The organism is Acinetobacter sp. YH12117, assembly GCF_013418865.1.
GTDB lineage: Bacteria > Pseudomonadota > Gammaproteobacteria > Pseudomonadales > Moraxellaceae > Acinetobacter > Acinetobacter indicus.
The window spans coordinates 16601-29721 of the sequence record NZ_VPBF01000008.1 but is presented as its reverse complement, the minus strand read 5'-3'; the positions used below and the strand labels follow the sequence as shown (position 1 = coordinate 29721).

Here is a 13121-nt window from a genome sequence, read left to right as displayed (position 1 = left end):
CCATCTTTGCCACCATGTTGAACATGGAGGAATTATGTCTATAGAACAGTTAAAAGCCTTATTTGGAAATCAGGACGCGATTTTGGAATTGGTTCAGCTTGAAGGTGGTGAGTTGGCATTGCGTAATGCTGGTTCAGAACAGGAACCTCTGGTCAAAATCCAGTTTAATGATGAAGTTAAAGCCCTGCTGGGAGACCAAACGCCAATTGTCGCCCAGCACATGATTCAGGCCGCGTTATTTGGGCTGCTGGAAAAGCAGGTTAATGAATGGCAGGCCGAAGTGGTCGATGAGCAGCCGAAGTATCTGAGCTAGCCAGATCATGCTCTGTAATGCAAAAGCGCACCCGAAGGTGCGCTTTTTTGTGCCTGACGCTTAATGTGAGGGTGGTTGATGATGGGCAATTTCAATCTGGTTTAAAATATGATTGCTCATGTTCTTGGCCATTTCTTCTTTGGCAAAATACACCTCACCAATATTGTCACGGCGAATGACTTCGGCTTCTTCTTTGCTTTCCGCACAGATCAGCACCTGAATTTGCGGATTCAAAGTGGTGGCAATATCAACAATTTTATGAATATCAATAATGTCCATGGGTGAAATCACCAGTAAACGGGCATGCTGAATATGTGCCTGAATCAGTACTCCAGGCTCAGTGGCCACACCAGATACCGCAGCAATGCCTTTTTCCCGTAGGTTTTCGACAATCTCACGGTTTTCTTCGGTAATCACCACCTTAATATTTTCCGCCATCAGGTTTTTGGTAATGCGGCGGCCGACTTCGCCGTGGCCAATAATCACCACCTGATCGCGCAGATAATCTTGCGAGACTTCATCAGGTAACATCGCCAGCGGGTCGCCACTGCGTTCCAGCAAACGGGCCAGATGTGAGCGCTCGCGAATCCAGTGCTGTACCGGTTCAATCGCCGAAAATAGGAAGGTGTTTAAGGTAATGGAAATCAGGGCACCGGCCAGAATCAAGTTTTGGCCTTCTAGAGACAGCAGCTGTAATGATACGCCGAGCGTGGCCAGAATAAAGGAGAATTCACCAATCTGCGCCAGTGAAGCACCCACCGTTAATGCCGTGTTAATCGGATAGCGGAAGAACAGGACCAGGGCCATGGCGGCAATGGTTTTACCAATCATAATAATACCGACCACTGCCAGCACATGCAGTGGTTCTTCTAGCAGAATCCGCGGGTCAAATAGCATCCCCACCGACACGAAGAACAGGATCGAGAAAATCTCCCGTAGCGGCAGGGTTTCTTCTTCAGCACGATGGCTAAAGTCAGACTCTTTCACCACCATACCGGCAAAGAAGGCGCCCAGTGCCATCGACACACCAAAGACTTTATAGGCACCAAAGGCAATTGACACGGCCGCCGCGACCACAGTCAGGGTAAACAGTTCACGGGAACCTAGACGCGCCACCACCTGCATAATCCAGGGTACCAATCGTTTTCCGACAATCAGCATAAAGGCAATAAAGCCGGTGACTTTTAACAGGGTAATGCCCAGTGTCAGCCAGATGTTTTCATCAGCTGCACTACCGGCAAGTGCCTGTCCACCCAACAGGACCGCAGTAGCCGGTAACAGTACCAGCACCAGTACCATCACCAGATCTTCGACCAGCAGCCAGCCCACGGCAATCTTGCCGTTGACCGAGTCTAGCAGGCCGCGATCCCCCAGTGCTTTGAGTAGAACTACCGTACTGGCACAGGACAGGCTAAGACCGAACACCAGTGCAGAGCCGAAACTCCAGCCCCACATCATCGAGACTCCAATCCCCAGTAAAGTGGCGACAGTAATCTGCAGGATGGCACCGGGCAGGGCAATCCGTTTGACTTGCATCAGGTCATTGAGCGAGAAATGCATCCCGACGCCAAACATCAGGAACATCACACCTAGTTCAGCCAGCTGGTTGGCCAGGTGAATATCACCGACCACGCCGGGCGTATTTGGACTAATCAGGATACCGGCCACCAGATAACCGATCAGGGGCGGTAAACGTAAACGGGCGGCAATATAGCCGAACAGTAAGGCCAGTCCAAAGCCGACAGCCAATAAGATAATAAGTTCTACATCATGCGGCACTAACAACTCCTTAAGCCAAGGTTAAGGGTAAAAAAGACAAGCACAGAGAGTGCCAGATTGAAAAGATCAGGAAATTTTAACAACTGGAAGAAAAAAAGTGCAAAAAAAACGACCTGCAGAGAGGTCGTTTTTTTCAAAAAGCCAAAATTATTTGATTTTAGCTTCTTTGAAGATTACGTGTTGACGGATTTTTGGATCAAATTTTTTGATTTCCATTTTTTCCGGCATAGTACGTTTGTTTTTAGTCGTGGTATAGAAATAACCTGTACCAGCTGTAGAAACTAAGCGAATCTTATCACGCATTGTCCTGACTCCTTACTTAGATCTTTTGACCTTGAGCACGTAGGTCAGCAACAACCTTTTCAATGCCCAATTTGTCGATAATACGCATACCTTTAGTGGTTAAACGAAGACGTACAAAACGTTTTTCGCTTTCTAACCAGAAACGGTGGTGGTGCAGGTTCGGCTCGAACCGGCGCTTAGTTTTGTTGTTGGCGTGTGAGACGTTGTTACCAACGACTGGACGCTTGCCGGTAACTTGGCAAACCTTAGACATGGTGTAACTCCATTGATTTAGCCAACAGCAAATCTGTATGGCCAGTCAAAAATAAACGGATGAATTCATTCAAGGGGCGTTTTATACCAAAAATGCGCTTAAAAGACAAGCGATTTCCAGGAAAACGCAGCACGAGCCATGCTAATAGCTCATGCCTTGATCATTTAGCGAAGAAGTATCTTTGAAATTAGTCTGTGAATCGGCTTATTGAACGGCGGCAGGATGTATTTCAAGCTATACAGCTTCGGATTAGACATCACCGAGCGTTCATGCGACAAACTGAAGAATCCTTCGGGACCATGATATTTGCCCATCCCTGACGCACCGACACCACCAAATGGTAAGTCATCCTGTGCGACATGGGTCAGTACCATGTTTTGTCCGAAATGCCCTGAATGGGTACGCTGTGCGACATAGTCGGCACGCGCCTGATCAAAGTCGAAGTAGTATAATGCAAGTGGACGCGGACGGCTATTAATAAACTCGATTACATCATCAATTTGTTCATATTCCATGATGGGCAGCAGTGGTCCGAAAATTTCCTCTTTCATGATGCGCATTTCGGTGGTGACCCCGGTCAGTACGGTCGGAGCGACTTTGCGTACATCGTCCAGCAGTTCATTTTGCGGATTGATTTCAATCAGTTGGGCGCCCTGTTCACGGGCATTGTCTAAATAGCCCTGCAGCCGGTTGTACTGCTTGTCATTAATAATGGAGGTGTAATCCTGATTGTCGCGCAGACTTGGATACATCTGCTTAATATATTGTTCATAATGATTCAGGAATTCGGCGGTTTTGCCTTTAGGCAGGAACATATAGTCCGGTGCCACGCAGGTCTGTCCGGCATTCCAGAGTTTACCAACGGCAATCCGCTCGGCAACATCAGCCATATCACTTGATGGATGCACCAGCACGGGCGATTTACCGCCCAGCTCTAAAATCACCGGCACCAGATTTTCGGCTGCCGCCGCCATCACGGTTTTACCGACATTGGTCGAACCGGTAAAAATCATTTTATCGAAGGCCAGATGACTAAAGGTATCGGAAATTGCACCACCACCGGTAATGACCGCCACCAGTTCCTGTGGGAAGGCTTCAGCAATGGCATTTTCCAGCACGCGGCCAAAATGCATCGATGCACTGGAAATTTTAATCATGGCATGGTTGCCGGCTGCTAAAGCGCAGATTAACGGACCGACCGACAGTAACAGCGGATAATTCCACGGTGCAATAATGCCGACCACACCCAAAGGCTGATATTGCACCCAGGCTTTGGCCGGCTGATGAATAATTCCGACGTGTCGCTTGGACGGTTTCATCCAGCCGCTAAGGTTTTTGCTGTAGTATTTGATATGTTCAAGGCAGGTGAGTAATTCGCCAATTTTGGTCTCGTCCATCGAACGGTTACCATAGTCTTCATTAATTGCTTCGGCAAACTGATCCTGATATTTCACCAGCACCCGTTTTAACCGTGTTAGACGGTCAATCCGTTCTTTGGCAGTTGGCAGCGGATAGCGCTGATAGGCGTATTTCTGCAGGGCCAGAACATCATGTAAACGTTGTGCATCAAGGTTATGGGGCGTGCTGTCGGGAGTGGTCATCGAAGTTGTTTTTGTTTGACTGTTCATGGCGTGTTACCATTCGATTGAATCAATTAATTTAGTTTTTAGAGTATTTACTCTAAATAGTCAAGTTACTTTATCTGTTAGTTTCTTAACAGTTTGAAAGAATGGTTACTTTAGGATGTCACACTCGAAAACGGTGAAAACCAAAGAACGTATTTTGCAGTTAAGCCTGCAACTTTTTAATGAACGTGGCGAACGTGTCGTGACGACCAATCATATTGCAGCTGAATTGGGCATGAGTCCGGGTAATTTGTACTATCATTTCCGCAATAAAAACGAAATTATTAAAGAGCTGATGGAGCAGTATCAGGCCGAAACCCTGAGCATGCTGGCCTTGCCAGATGACCGTCCGCTGGATGCCAACGATAAGATTCATTACTTTCAGGTCCTTAGCAGCCAGTTATGGAACTACCGCTTTTTGCATCGGGATGTCTATCATCTGGTGGAAAATAACGAAGATTTCCGCAAAATGTATCCGCGTTTTGCCGGACAGGTGATGCAGCAGGGACAAAAAATTTATAAAGCTTTCGTGGAAGCCGGTTTAATGGAAATGACCGACTCGGAAATTGAAGCCTTAATTATTAACCTGTGGATTGTGCTGACCAACTGGACCAACTTCCTGTATATGTCGGGGCATATTACCGACTCGAATACGCTGGAAGAGAAGTGGGTCTGGCAGGCGCTGCGTCAGATGGTATTCCTGGAAGGGGCGTATTTGCGTGGTGAAAGCCGTCAAACCTATGAAGGCCTGTTACAGACCCTGGGTTCATCGGAACTGTTTGCCAGCTTATCTTCAAGCAAGAATACAGAAACTGATTCCCCTATTTAGTCTGTTAAGGAAACGCGCTAGAATAGCCGGCTTATTTTTTCAATTTAACTGATTAGTGATATAAACCAACATGAATATGACGACTGCGAATACTGCACGTTTACTGATTACTTGTGAGGATAAGCCAGGTATCGTGCAGGCTGTATCGAGCTTTTTGTATCATCAGGGAGCAAATATTACCGCACTTGATCAATACGCGACTGAAGCTCAGGGCGGGCGTTATTTCATGCGCGTTGAATTCGAGCTGGATCATCTGCAAAGCCGTCGTGAAAGCCTGATCCAGACCTTTGCCAGCAATGTGGCCGAGCGTTATGAAATGCAATGGCGTCTGGCCTTGGTGGCCGATGTGAAAAAGGTCGGTATTTTAGTGTCTAAAGTCGATCATGCCTTGCTGGAACTGTTATGGCGTCATGCGCGTGGTGGTCTGCCGTGTGAAATCACCAAAGTGGTGTCGAATCACGAAACTTTACGTGAAGCGGTTGAGAACTTTGGTATTCCATTTGAAGTGGTGCCGGTTAACAAGGAAAATAAACGCGAAGCCTATGCCAAAATTGATGAATTGATGCAGGGCAATGATGTACTGGTGCTGGCACGTTATATGCAGATTCTGGATGAAGAATTTGTCAGCAAATGGGAAATGAAAGTGATCAATATTCACCATTCCTTCCTGCCAGCTTTCGTTGGCGCCAACCCGTATCAGCAAGCCTATGACAAAGGCGTGAAACTGATTGGGGCAACTGCGCACTATGTGACCGCGGATTTAGACCAGGGCCCGATTATCGAGCAGGATGTGGAGCGTGTTAGCCACGATTTTACGGTCGAGCAGCTGCGTGAACTGGGTCAGGATGTGGAGCGTAACGTGCTGGCGCGTGCAGTGAAATGGCATCTGGAAGACCGGATTATTGTTGATGGCAATAAAACAGTGGTATTCCAATAAGTTGTTGTGAATCACCAGATTTAAAGGCATACTTTTAGTATGCCTTTTTTATTGATTATTTGAAAAAGCCATTAAAATAGCCAAATTAATTGTTGCAAATGAAAACACTTCTCATTTATCATTGCGGTACTTTAATTGTGCTAACCGATGAGCTTGATAGGTCAAATCTGAAACTGGCTATCACCTCTTTAAGGTAACTGAGTTTAATGAGTCCATCTTCTACTCCCATGATGCAATCTCCTCATCCCATGAAAAAGAAAGTGCTGTCTGCACTGGTGGCCGTAGTTATTGGCCATATCGGGGTGTTGTGGGCGGTTAGCCAGATGGAATCACCGGAACTGAAACCGATTGACAAGGAGCCGCTAAAAGTCCGCTTTGTCAAAATTCAGGAACCACCAAAACCTTTACCGCCACAACCAAAAGCAGAACCAAAACCGGCACAGCCTAAGCCACCAGAAGTCAAAGAAGTGAAAGTGGTTGAAAAAGCATTGCCACCACCACCGAAAAAAGTGGAAAAAGTCCAGCAGGTGAAAAAGGCCGAAGCGCCAAAACCTGTGGTCAAACCGGTTGAGCCAACGCCGCAGCCAACCCCAACGGTTACCACCACGGTTTCTGAAACCAAAGTGGTGAAACCGGCACCGCAACCGGTGGTACAGCCTGCGCCAGTAGCGCCGCCTGCACCGGCTGTGCCAGCAACCAAATCGGTATCCATTGGGGGTTCGGGCGTGCAGTGGAGCCGCTCACCAAAACCATCGTATACCAACCGAGATTTACAGGGTGAAACCCGTAGCGTGGTGGTCTTAATTGAAGCCAATGAAAAAGGCTCAATCACCAGTGCGCGGATTACCCGTTCAAGCGGCATTGCTGCTTTAGATGAAAAGATTTTACGCGCTGTGCGTAGTGCAAAATTCAAACCGTACAAGGAAAATGGCGTTGCTTATCCAATTCGTGCCGAGCAACCCTTTGAATTGACATTGAATCCTAACGGCTAACTTTAATCAGGAGTTCGAGTATGAACTTTTCAGTTTATTGGCAACATGCAGATGCAGTCAGCAAAACACTGTATTTCGTGTTACTGGCAATGTCGATTGCGACCTGGACAATTTTTGTGCTGCGTCTGATGGGCACCCGCCAACTTAAACAGCAAGCCTATGCTCAACTCGCTCAAGCGCTGAACAGCCTGAAAGCCAAATTTGCGCCTTTAAGTTTTGAACAGCGCAAGGCCGTGGCAGAGCAGGCGCTGTTACGCCAGATTTCGGCAGAAAAAGCCTCTGCAGAAAAAGGCGTATCGGTACTCGGAACTATTGCATCGCTGGCACCGTTTGTCGGTCTGTTTGGTACCGTATGGGGGATTTTCCACGCGCTGGTAGCGGTGGGTAAAAGCGGTCAGGCTGGCCTTGCTCAAGTGGCGACGCCTGTCGGTGAAGCACTGATCATGACCGGTTTTGGTCTGGCTGTCGCAATTCCAGCAGTTATTGCCTATAACATCTGTAGCCGTTTTAACCGGACCTTGTCACATGAGCTGCAAGATCATGCACACAACCTGTTAATTGACACCATGCTACAGCAGGATTCTGCGACCGCTCAGGCTGAAGTGAAAACTGCACAGCAAGGTTTAGTGGGAGGTCAGGCTTAATGGCATTTCAATTGGGTGAAGACAACGATAGCGGCATGAATGAGATGAACCTCATTCCGCTCATCGACATTATGCTGGTCTTGATGATCATCTTCCTGGTGACAGCGACCGTTGCCAACCCATCAATACCATTAACCTTGCCAGAAACCACGGCAGAAATTATTGATCCACCACCACAGGCGATTACCGTTAGCATTAATGCTTCGGGTGAAGTGGCCTGGGATGATCAGATCATCAGTCTGGATGAGCTGGAAAACCGTTTAAATGCGGCAGGCGAGCAGGAACGTAAGCCAACGGTACAATTACGTGCCGACAAAGATGCCCGTTATGATACCGTTGCCCAGGTAATGTCACGTGCGAGTGAAGCCGGACTCAGTGATATTGCCTTTGTCAGCGATAACTAAACGTGACAGGCCAGACTCAGGACGACCCATCACGGGTCGTTTTTTTATGGCAGCTGTTTATGTGCAAATTGCAGGAAAAGCGTGCAGCACATATTTTAAATGCCTGCCAATTCAATTAAGGTAGGCTAGGGAAAAACGAGAATTTTCAAGGAATTTTGGTGAAACAACGACAGGCACTGGATGCCAGAGCAGCCAGCATAATGTTTGTGCTGTGTATTTTCTGGGGACTGCAGCAGGTGGTGCTGAAAATTGCCGCGCCTGATATTTCACCGCTAATGCAAATGGCGCTGCGTTCCGGGATTTCTGCGCTGCTGGTCTGGCCGTTAATTCGGCTGGCTCAAGGTGTGCATTTATGGACACCGACGTATTTGTATCCGGGCTTGCTGGTCGGGCTGCTATTTGCCGCCGAATTTTTTATGCTGGCTGAAGCCATCCGCTTTACCTCGGCCTCCCATACCGTGGTGCTGCTGTATACCGCGCCAATTTTTGTAGCTTTAGGCCTGCACTGGAAGCTGCCCAGTGAACGGCTTTCCCTGCTGCAATGGAGCGGTATTCTGCTGGCTTTTCTGGGCATTGTAGTGACTTTTTTGGGGCGTGACAGTCAGCTCAGTGCCGCAACCAGTTCCATGCTCTATGGCGACTTTCTGGCTTTATGTGCCGGTATTTTATGGGCGGCCACTACCATAGCGGTGCGCTTAACCCCGCTGGCCGAAGCACCAGCCACCCAAACCTTGTTCTATCAGCTGCTGGGCGGTTTTATCGTGCTATTCCCTTTGGCCTACTGGTCCGGACAGGCGGTGGTGCACTGGAGTCCGGTCGCGATTGGCAGTCTGTTGTTTCACGCCATTCTGATTTCTTTTGTCAGTTATTTAATCTGGTTCTGGTTACTGAAAAACTATCTGGCCTCACGCTTGGGGGTATTTTCTTTTTTAACCCCATTATTTGGGGTGCTGTTCGGCGTGTGGCTGCTGGGTGAGCAACTGGAACACAGCTTTATTATGGGGGCTATCCTGGTGATGCTGGGCGTGGTCATGGTCAGCGCACAGGGCTGGTTCAAGCGGCGCGTGGCCTGATGCTGGGCCAATCACAACGTTTTACTGCGCTGGGCTTGAGCTCGCTGCTGATCTGGGCCAGTCTGGTGGGTGTGGTCAAGCTGATCAGTGAACAGCTCAGTCCGGTGCTGGCACTTGCACTGATTTATAGTGTCAGTGCGCTGGTGATTCTGTTACATCAAGGCTGGCCTAAACTTAGCCAGATGCCGAAAATCTATCTCTGGGGTGGTGGGGCGCTATTTGTTAGCTATGAAATTCTGTTCCTGCTGTCGATTGCCTTATCGACACAGCGCGAACAGGTGCTGATGATTGCCATGATCAATTATCTATGGCCGCCGCTGAGTATTGTGCTGGCGATTCTAGCCAAACAGCTACGTTATCACTGGGCGGTAATTCCAGGCTTTGTGCTGGCCGTACTGGGCTTGATGCTGGTGGTCAATCCGGAGATCTGGAACTTGGCCCAGCTCTGGAGCGTACTGACGGAAAATCCGTTGGCTTATAGTCTGGCATTTTTAGCGGCCTTGTTATGGCCCTGCTACGGGGCGCTGACCCGAGCCTATGCCCAAGGCAGCAATGCAGTGTCACTGTTTTTTGTGGTGACTGCGGGTTTGCTGTGGGCGCTGCATGTAGGACTGGATGAGCCATGGCAATGGCCAAGCCTTTCGCTATGGGGATGGATTGTGCTGGCCGGTGCCCTGATTGGGATGGCCTATCATAACTGGAACCAGAGTATTCAGTTTGGCCGTATTCAGCTGCTAATTCTGGCCACCTATTTTATTCCGGTGCTGTCTTCATTGATCTCGATGTGGCTGTTGCAGCTACAGCCTGGCTGGGTGTTCTGGCTCGGCTGTAGTCTGGTCAGTCTGGGTGCGCTGATCTGCTGGAAAAGCACCAGCGAAATTTCCGCTTAGCTGGCGCTTATTTCCCGGCCTTAAAGATCAGCAGGTGCTACCTCTATTTTTCTTCAAAAATTTTCGACAATGGAATCGACAGCTTGGCTGCCAAATAGTCATCAGCTTCAATCAGTGCCGGTCCGAGTTTCTGCATCCATTCATCATCCGGATGAATATTGCCGACATCTTTGCGCTGCGGCAGCGGATAAGGCAGCTGGGTATAAAAACTCCAGAAATTGACCTGCGATAAATTCCGTACCAGCACCAGTTCATCGTTATCGGTGCGTTTAATCAGGTTTTGCTGCTCCAGCATCCAGATATAATTTGGTAAGCGGCCAATTTCATCGCGGCCCAATACTTCCAGTGCTTCCTGCTCGGTCACGCTTTCGCCTTTTTTCTGCTTTTGATAAAACAGCTCCAGCAGGTCCAGCAGCATAATCATCGGATGGCGTTTCTGGTCTTTGCCGGAATTAAAAGCGGTGAGGGCAAAGCTAATTTCTACGCCCAGCAAAATAATATTCCACGACAGAAAAATCCACAGCAGGAAAATTGGCACGGCAGCAAAGGCGCCATAGACAATTTCATAACTGGTGAAATTCGACATGATAAAGCCGAACAGGTTTTTTAATGCCTCAAATACCACCGCACTAAAGACGCCGGCAATCAGCGCGGCTTTAATTGGTACATTGCGGTTGGGAATGGTCCAGTACAGAATAAAAAAGCCGACAATGGTCAGGGAGAAGGAAATAATCCACAGAATAAAAGCGCCGTTGACCTCATAACCGGCAAAGTTATTGCTCAGCACATTCATCGAGGCAACGGTAGATGACAGCACAAAGGCGCTGCCAAGTAAAATCGGCCCCAGCGAAATAATGGTCCAGTAGCGCATAAAACCCATAATCCCGCCGCGGGTTTCTTTCACTCGCCAAATCCGGTTAAAGGCAGTTTCGATACTGGTCAGCATCAGTACAGTGGTAATGAACAGGAACAGAATCCCGATAATGGTGAGATTGCTGGATTTATCGGTAAAGGCATTCAGGGCCTTATCAAAGGCGATGGTGGTTTTGGGCAGAAAGTTGCTGTAAATCAGCTGCTGTAACTGCTGACGCGCCGGTTCTAAAGCTTTAATCGAGGAGATGATGACCAGAAAAACCGTCAGCATTGGCACCACCGCAAACAGTGTGGTATAGGTGAGCGAGCCGGCCTGTTCACGACAGCGGTCTGCTTCAAAACGGCGTAATACAAACAGCACGAATTGAAACCACTGGTGGTCATAAAAGGGCAGCTTTTTTAAATACTCAACAATCATGCGGCTAAAGTCTCGATTTTTTAGTGATCTTTCTGTGTTTTCCTGTGCCAGCTTAACCAAAAATACAGCAAAATACCGTATAGTTTTCTTTTTTACTCTACAGATAACATTATGCAACCCTATGTTTTAGTTCTGTATTACAGCAAGTATGGCAGCACCCGTGAAATGGCCCATCTGATTGCCAACGGGGTAGAAGCAGCAGGCGTAGCGGTAAAAATACGTACAGTACCGAATATTGCCCCGGTGGTCAAAACTGCCGAGCCGAGTATTCCGGCCGAAGGCGATATTTACTGTAGCCTAGATGACCTGGCCAACTGCGCTGGTCTTGCGCTTGGTTCGCCGACCCGTTTTGGCAATATGGCCTCGGAAATGAAATTCTTCTGGGATCAGACCACCAGTCTGTGGCTAAGCGGCGCTTTGCATGATAAACCGGCCTGTGTATTTACTTCTTCCGGTTCACAGCACGGTGGCCAGGAAAGTACCTTGCTGACCATGCTACCGCCGTTATTCCATCATGGCATGATGATTATGGGACTCAGCAATGCTCATCCGGCTTTATCCAATACCAAAACCGGCGGTACACCGTATGGTGCATCGCATGTCAGCGGCCCGCGTCATGACCAGAGCTTAAGTCAGGATGAAAAGAAACTTTGTGAAGCGCAAGGATTACGTTTAGCAGACGTGGTGAAAAAACTGCACAGCGCTTAAAAAATAGCTTTAAAAAAAATAGCAGCAGCAAGGCCAAAATAGCGCTCAGATCCGTTAATGGCTTTCTGCTGTTGATGCTGGTTTTTTGATTGTTAATTTAAATGAATTTCATGTGAAAATGACTGCTTCTGGTGATTTTCGACCACCCCAATTCGGCGTCTATCTAATAGTCTTTCTATACACAGCCTATGCTGTGACGGTTCTCTCCCTATTCATGATCGGTTGGGTGCTTTCCTGTGGAGGAAAAGAGCACCTTGCCGTCATGCACACTGAGAAAAATCCAAACTACTGAGGAATACGAGATGAAAATGTGGTTCGTTATGGGATTCAGTGTACTGAGTCTAAGTCTGGTGCTGTCCAATGCAGTAGCAAGCGTGGTGCATCATCCGGATTATCCTGAAGAAAAAGCACAAACCAAAGCCAAAGATCAGGCCAGCTCAAAAGAGCCAGCGGCGACTGAACAAGGCGCCCCGACACAGAAGTAATGTATGCGGTGCTCCGTTGGTGAGCTCGCACCCTCCATCGACCTCACCTCAAAGGTGTTAGAGTTTTTCTTTAAAGCGGTGTTTGCAGTTGAGGCACTGAAAATCCAGGAAGATATTCTGGTCCACAATGACCCCGGCTTTTTTACCAAAGCGATGACCCAGAAAACCGCCGGTAATGCCGACACTAATTGCACCCACAAAGGTACCAATGGTGCCGCCCATAATCACCCCTAACGGTCCGGCCACGGTGCCTATGGCAGCGCCTAAAGAGGCACCGGAGGCGGCCCCGCCGACAGTTCCGGCTGCTGTTCCGGCCGACCCGAGCAATACTCCGCCAATTTTTTGTAAGTTTTGTTCATGGTTGCGCTTTTCAACCTGATTTGAGCCACATTTCGGACAGACGATACTGTGTTCCATCAACGGATTGTCTTGTGTCATGAGTGTAGAGTGCCTTCTAAAAATGCTGGGTCAATCCAAAGAGCCAATAGCTTAGGACAAAAGGCGTTAGCTGACCTTGGTCAAAACGCTCAGAATTTGCCGTTAGGCTTATGCTAAGCCATTCGGTCTGGAGCGTGGTAGAGAATTTTGTAAATCA

16 protein-coding genes are annotated in these 13121 nt (G+C 48.3%); 10 read left to right on the top strand and 6 right to left on the bottom strand.

All coding sequences use genetic code 11. From position 1 onward, the window contains the following. Positions 1 to 34: 34 nt before the first annotated feature. Positions 35 to 313, top strand: coding sequence for a hypothetical protein (locus FTU55_RS04685; RefSeq protein ID WP_005182110.1), 279 nt, complete (start codon positions 35 to 37; stop codon positions 311 to 313). Between the two features lie 60 nt (positions 314 to 373). On the opposite strand, the gene FTU55_RS04680 is transcribed toward FTU55_RS04685, so the two are convergent. The 4 genes from FTU55_RS04680 to FTU55_RS04665 all read right to left on the bottom strand — a co-directional run bounded on the left by FTU55_RS04680 (position 374) and on the right by FTU55_RS04665 (position 4276). Beyond that, on the bottom strand, positions 374 to 2092 hold the full coding sequence (locus tag FTU55_RS04680) for a cation:proton antiporter (protein WP_180046312.1): 1719 nt from the start codon (positions 2090 to 2092) through the stop codon (positions 374 to 376). A 147-nt stretch (positions 2093 to 2239) separates the two neighbouring features. After that, positions 2240 to 2395 (bottom strand): 50S ribosomal protein L33, encoded by a 156-nt coding sequence (rpmG, locus tag FTU55_RS04675; protein ID WP_003654787.1) that lies wholly within the window; start codon positions 2393 to 2395, stop codon positions 2240 to 2242. Between the two features lie 16 nt (positions 2396 to 2411). Then, positions 2412 to 2648 carry a 50S ribosomal protein L28 gene (rpmB, locus tag FTU55_RS04670; RefSeq protein WP_000048256.1) on the bottom strand — a complete coding sequence of 79 codons (237 nt, stop codon included), beginning with the start codon at positions 2646 to 2648 and terminating at the stop codon, positions 2412 to 2414. Between the two features lie 164 nt (positions 2649 to 2812). After that, positions 2813 to 4276 carry a coniferyl aldehyde dehydrogenase gene (locus FTU55_RS04665; RefSeq protein WP_163146150.1) on the bottom strand — a complete coding sequence of 488 codons (1464 nt, stop codon included), beginning with the start codon at positions 4274 to 4276 and terminating at the stop codon, positions 2813 to 2815. A 115-nt stretch (positions 4277 to 4391) separates the two neighbouring features. On the opposite strand from FTU55_RS04665, the gene FTU55_RS04660 reads away from it, so the two are divergent. The 7 genes from FTU55_RS04660 to yddG all read left to right on the top strand — a co-directional run bounded on the left by FTU55_RS04660 (position 4392) and on the right by yddG (position 10042). Next, positions 4392 to 5102, top strand: coding sequence for a TetR/AcrR family transcriptional regulator (locus FTU55_RS04660; RefSeq protein ID WP_005182118.1), 711 nt, complete (start codon positions 4392 to 4394; stop codon positions 5100 to 5102). 70 nt (positions 5103 to 5172) lie between these two features. Next, positions 5173 to 6039: a formyltetrahydrofolate deformylase gene (purU, locus tag FTU55_RS04655; protein WP_005182122.1), complete on the top strand. Its 867-nt coding sequence runs from the start codon at positions 5173 to 5175 to the stop codon at positions 6037 to 6039. 206 nt (positions 6040 to 6245) lie between these two features. Next, a complete protein-coding gene (locus FTU55_RS04650; RefSeq protein WP_180046310.1) occupies positions 6246 to 7031 on the top strand; it encodes an energy transducer TonB in 786 nt (261 codons plus the stop codon). A 20-nt stretch (positions 7032 to 7051) separates the two neighbouring features. Continuing rightward, a complete protein-coding gene (locus FTU55_RS04645) occupies positions 7052 to 7675 on the top strand; it encodes a MotA/TolQ/ExbB proton channel family protein (RefSeq protein WP_005182127.1) in 624 nt (207 codons plus the stop codon). Beyond that, positions 7675 to 8079, top strand: a complete 405-nt coding sequence (locus FTU55_RS04640) for a biopolymer transporter ExbD (RefSeq protein ID WP_005182129.1) — start codon at positions 7675 to 7677, stop codon at positions 8077 to 8079. Before FTU55_RS04645 ends, FTU55_RS04640 begins: the two co-directional genes overlap by 1 nt. 158 nt (positions 8080 to 8237) lie before the next feature. Further along, entirely contained in the window at positions 8238 to 9152 is a 915-nt protein-coding gene (locus FTU55_RS04635) for a DMT family transporter (protein ID WP_180046308.1), read from the top strand. Continuing rightward, positions 9152 to 10042, top strand: coding sequence for an aromatic amino acid DMT transporter YddG (gene yddG / locus FTU55_RS04630; protein WP_180046306.1), 891 nt, complete (start codon positions 9152 to 9154; stop codon positions 10040 to 10042). Before FTU55_RS04635 ends, yddG begins: the two co-directional genes overlap by 1 nt. A gap of 43 nt (positions 10043 to 10085) precedes the next feature. Here yddG and FTU55_RS04625 read toward each other — a convergent pair whose 3' ends face one another. Next, positions 10086 to 11333 (bottom strand): YihY family inner membrane protein, encoded by a 1248-nt coding sequence (locus tag FTU55_RS04625; protein WP_005182132.1) that lies wholly within the window; start codon positions 11331 to 11333, stop codon positions 10086 to 10088. Positions 11334 to 11444: 111 nt separating this feature from the next. Between FTU55_RS04625 and wrbA the strand changes: the two genes are divergently transcribed. Continuing rightward, on the top strand, positions 11445 to 12041 hold the full coding sequence (wrbA, locus tag FTU55_RS04620) for an NAD(P)H:quinone oxidoreductase (RefSeq protein ID WP_075167263.1): 597 nt from the start codon (positions 11445 to 11447) through the stop codon (positions 12039 to 12041). 302 nt (positions 12042 to 12343) lie between these two features. Beyond that, the gene (locus tag FTU55_RS04615; RefSeq protein WP_045796412.1) at positions 12344 to 12526 is read left to right on the top strand and encodes a hypothetical protein; all 183 of its coding nucleotides are present in this window, start codon (positions 12344 to 12346) and stop codon (positions 12524 to 12526) included. A gap of 57 nt (positions 12527 to 12583) precedes the next feature. Here FTU55_RS04615 and FTU55_RS04610 read toward each other — a convergent pair whose 3' ends face one another. Further along, positions 12584 to 12964 carry a hypothetical protein gene (locus tag FTU55_RS04610; RefSeq protein ID WP_005182135.1) on the bottom strand — a complete coding sequence of 127 codons (381 nt, stop codon included), beginning with the start codon at positions 12962 to 12964 and terminating at the stop codon, positions 12584 to 12586. Positions 12965 to 13121 lie beyond the last annotated feature (157 nt).

What these genes read in the sequence shown, in the direction of transcription:
- FTU55_RS04685 (WP_005182110.1), top strand. Translation starts at nt 35, where the DNA reads ATGTCTATAGAACAGTTAAAAGCCTTATTTGGAAATCAGGACGCGATT.
- rpmG (WP_003654787.1), bottom strand. Translation starts at nt 2,395, where the DNA reads ATGCGTGATAAGATTCGCTTAGTTTCTACAGCTGGTACAGGTTATTTC.
- rpmB (WP_000048256.1), bottom strand. Translation starts at nt 2,648, where the DNA reads ATGTCTAAGGTTTGCCAAGTTACCGGCAAGCGTCCAGTCGTTGGTAAC.
- FTU55_RS04665 (WP_163146150.1), bottom strand. Translation starts at nt 4,276, where the DNA reads ATGAACAGTCAAACAAAAACAACTTCGATGACCACTCCCGACAGCACG.
- FTU55_RS04660 (WP_005182118.1), top strand. Translation starts at nt 4,392, where the DNA reads ATGTCACACTCGAAAACGGTGAAAACCAAAGAACGTATTTTGCAGTTA.
- purU (WP_005182122.1), top strand. Translation starts at nt 5,173, where the DNA reads ATGAATATGACGACTGCGAATACTGCACGTTTACTGATTACTTGTGAG.
- FTU55_RS04650 (WP_180046310.1), top strand. Translation starts at nt 6,246, where the DNA reads ATGAGTCCATCTTCTACTCCCATGATGCAATCTCCTCATCCCATGAAA.
- FTU55_RS04645 (WP_005182127.1), top strand. Translation starts at nt 7,052, where the DNA reads ATGAACTTTTCAGTTTATTGGCAACATGCAGATGCAGTCAGCAAAACA.
- FTU55_RS04640 (WP_005182129.1), top strand. Translation starts at nt 7,675, where the DNA reads ATGGCATTTCAATTGGGTGAAGACAACGATAGCGGCATGAATGAGATG.
- yddG (WP_180046306.1), top strand. Translation starts at nt 9,152, where the DNA reads ATGCTGGGCCAATCACAACGTTTTACTGCGCTGGGCTTGAGCTCGCTG.
- FTU55_RS04625 (WP_005182132.1), bottom strand. Translation starts at nt 11,333, where the DNA reads ATGATTGTTGAGTATTTAAAAAAGCTGCCCTTTTATGACCACCAGTGG.
- wrbA (WP_075167263.1), top strand. Translation starts at nt 11,445, where the DNA reads ATGCAACCCTATGTTTTAGTTCTGTATTACAGCAAGTATGGCAGCACC.
- FTU55_RS04615 (WP_045796412.1), top strand. Translation starts at nt 12,344, where the DNA reads ATGAAAATGTGGTTCGTTATGGGATTCAGTGTACTGAGTCTAAGTCTG.
- FTU55_RS04610 (WP_005182135.1), bottom strand. Translation starts at nt 12,964, where the DNA reads ATGACACAAGACAATCCGTTGATGGAACACAGTATCGTCTGTCCGAAA.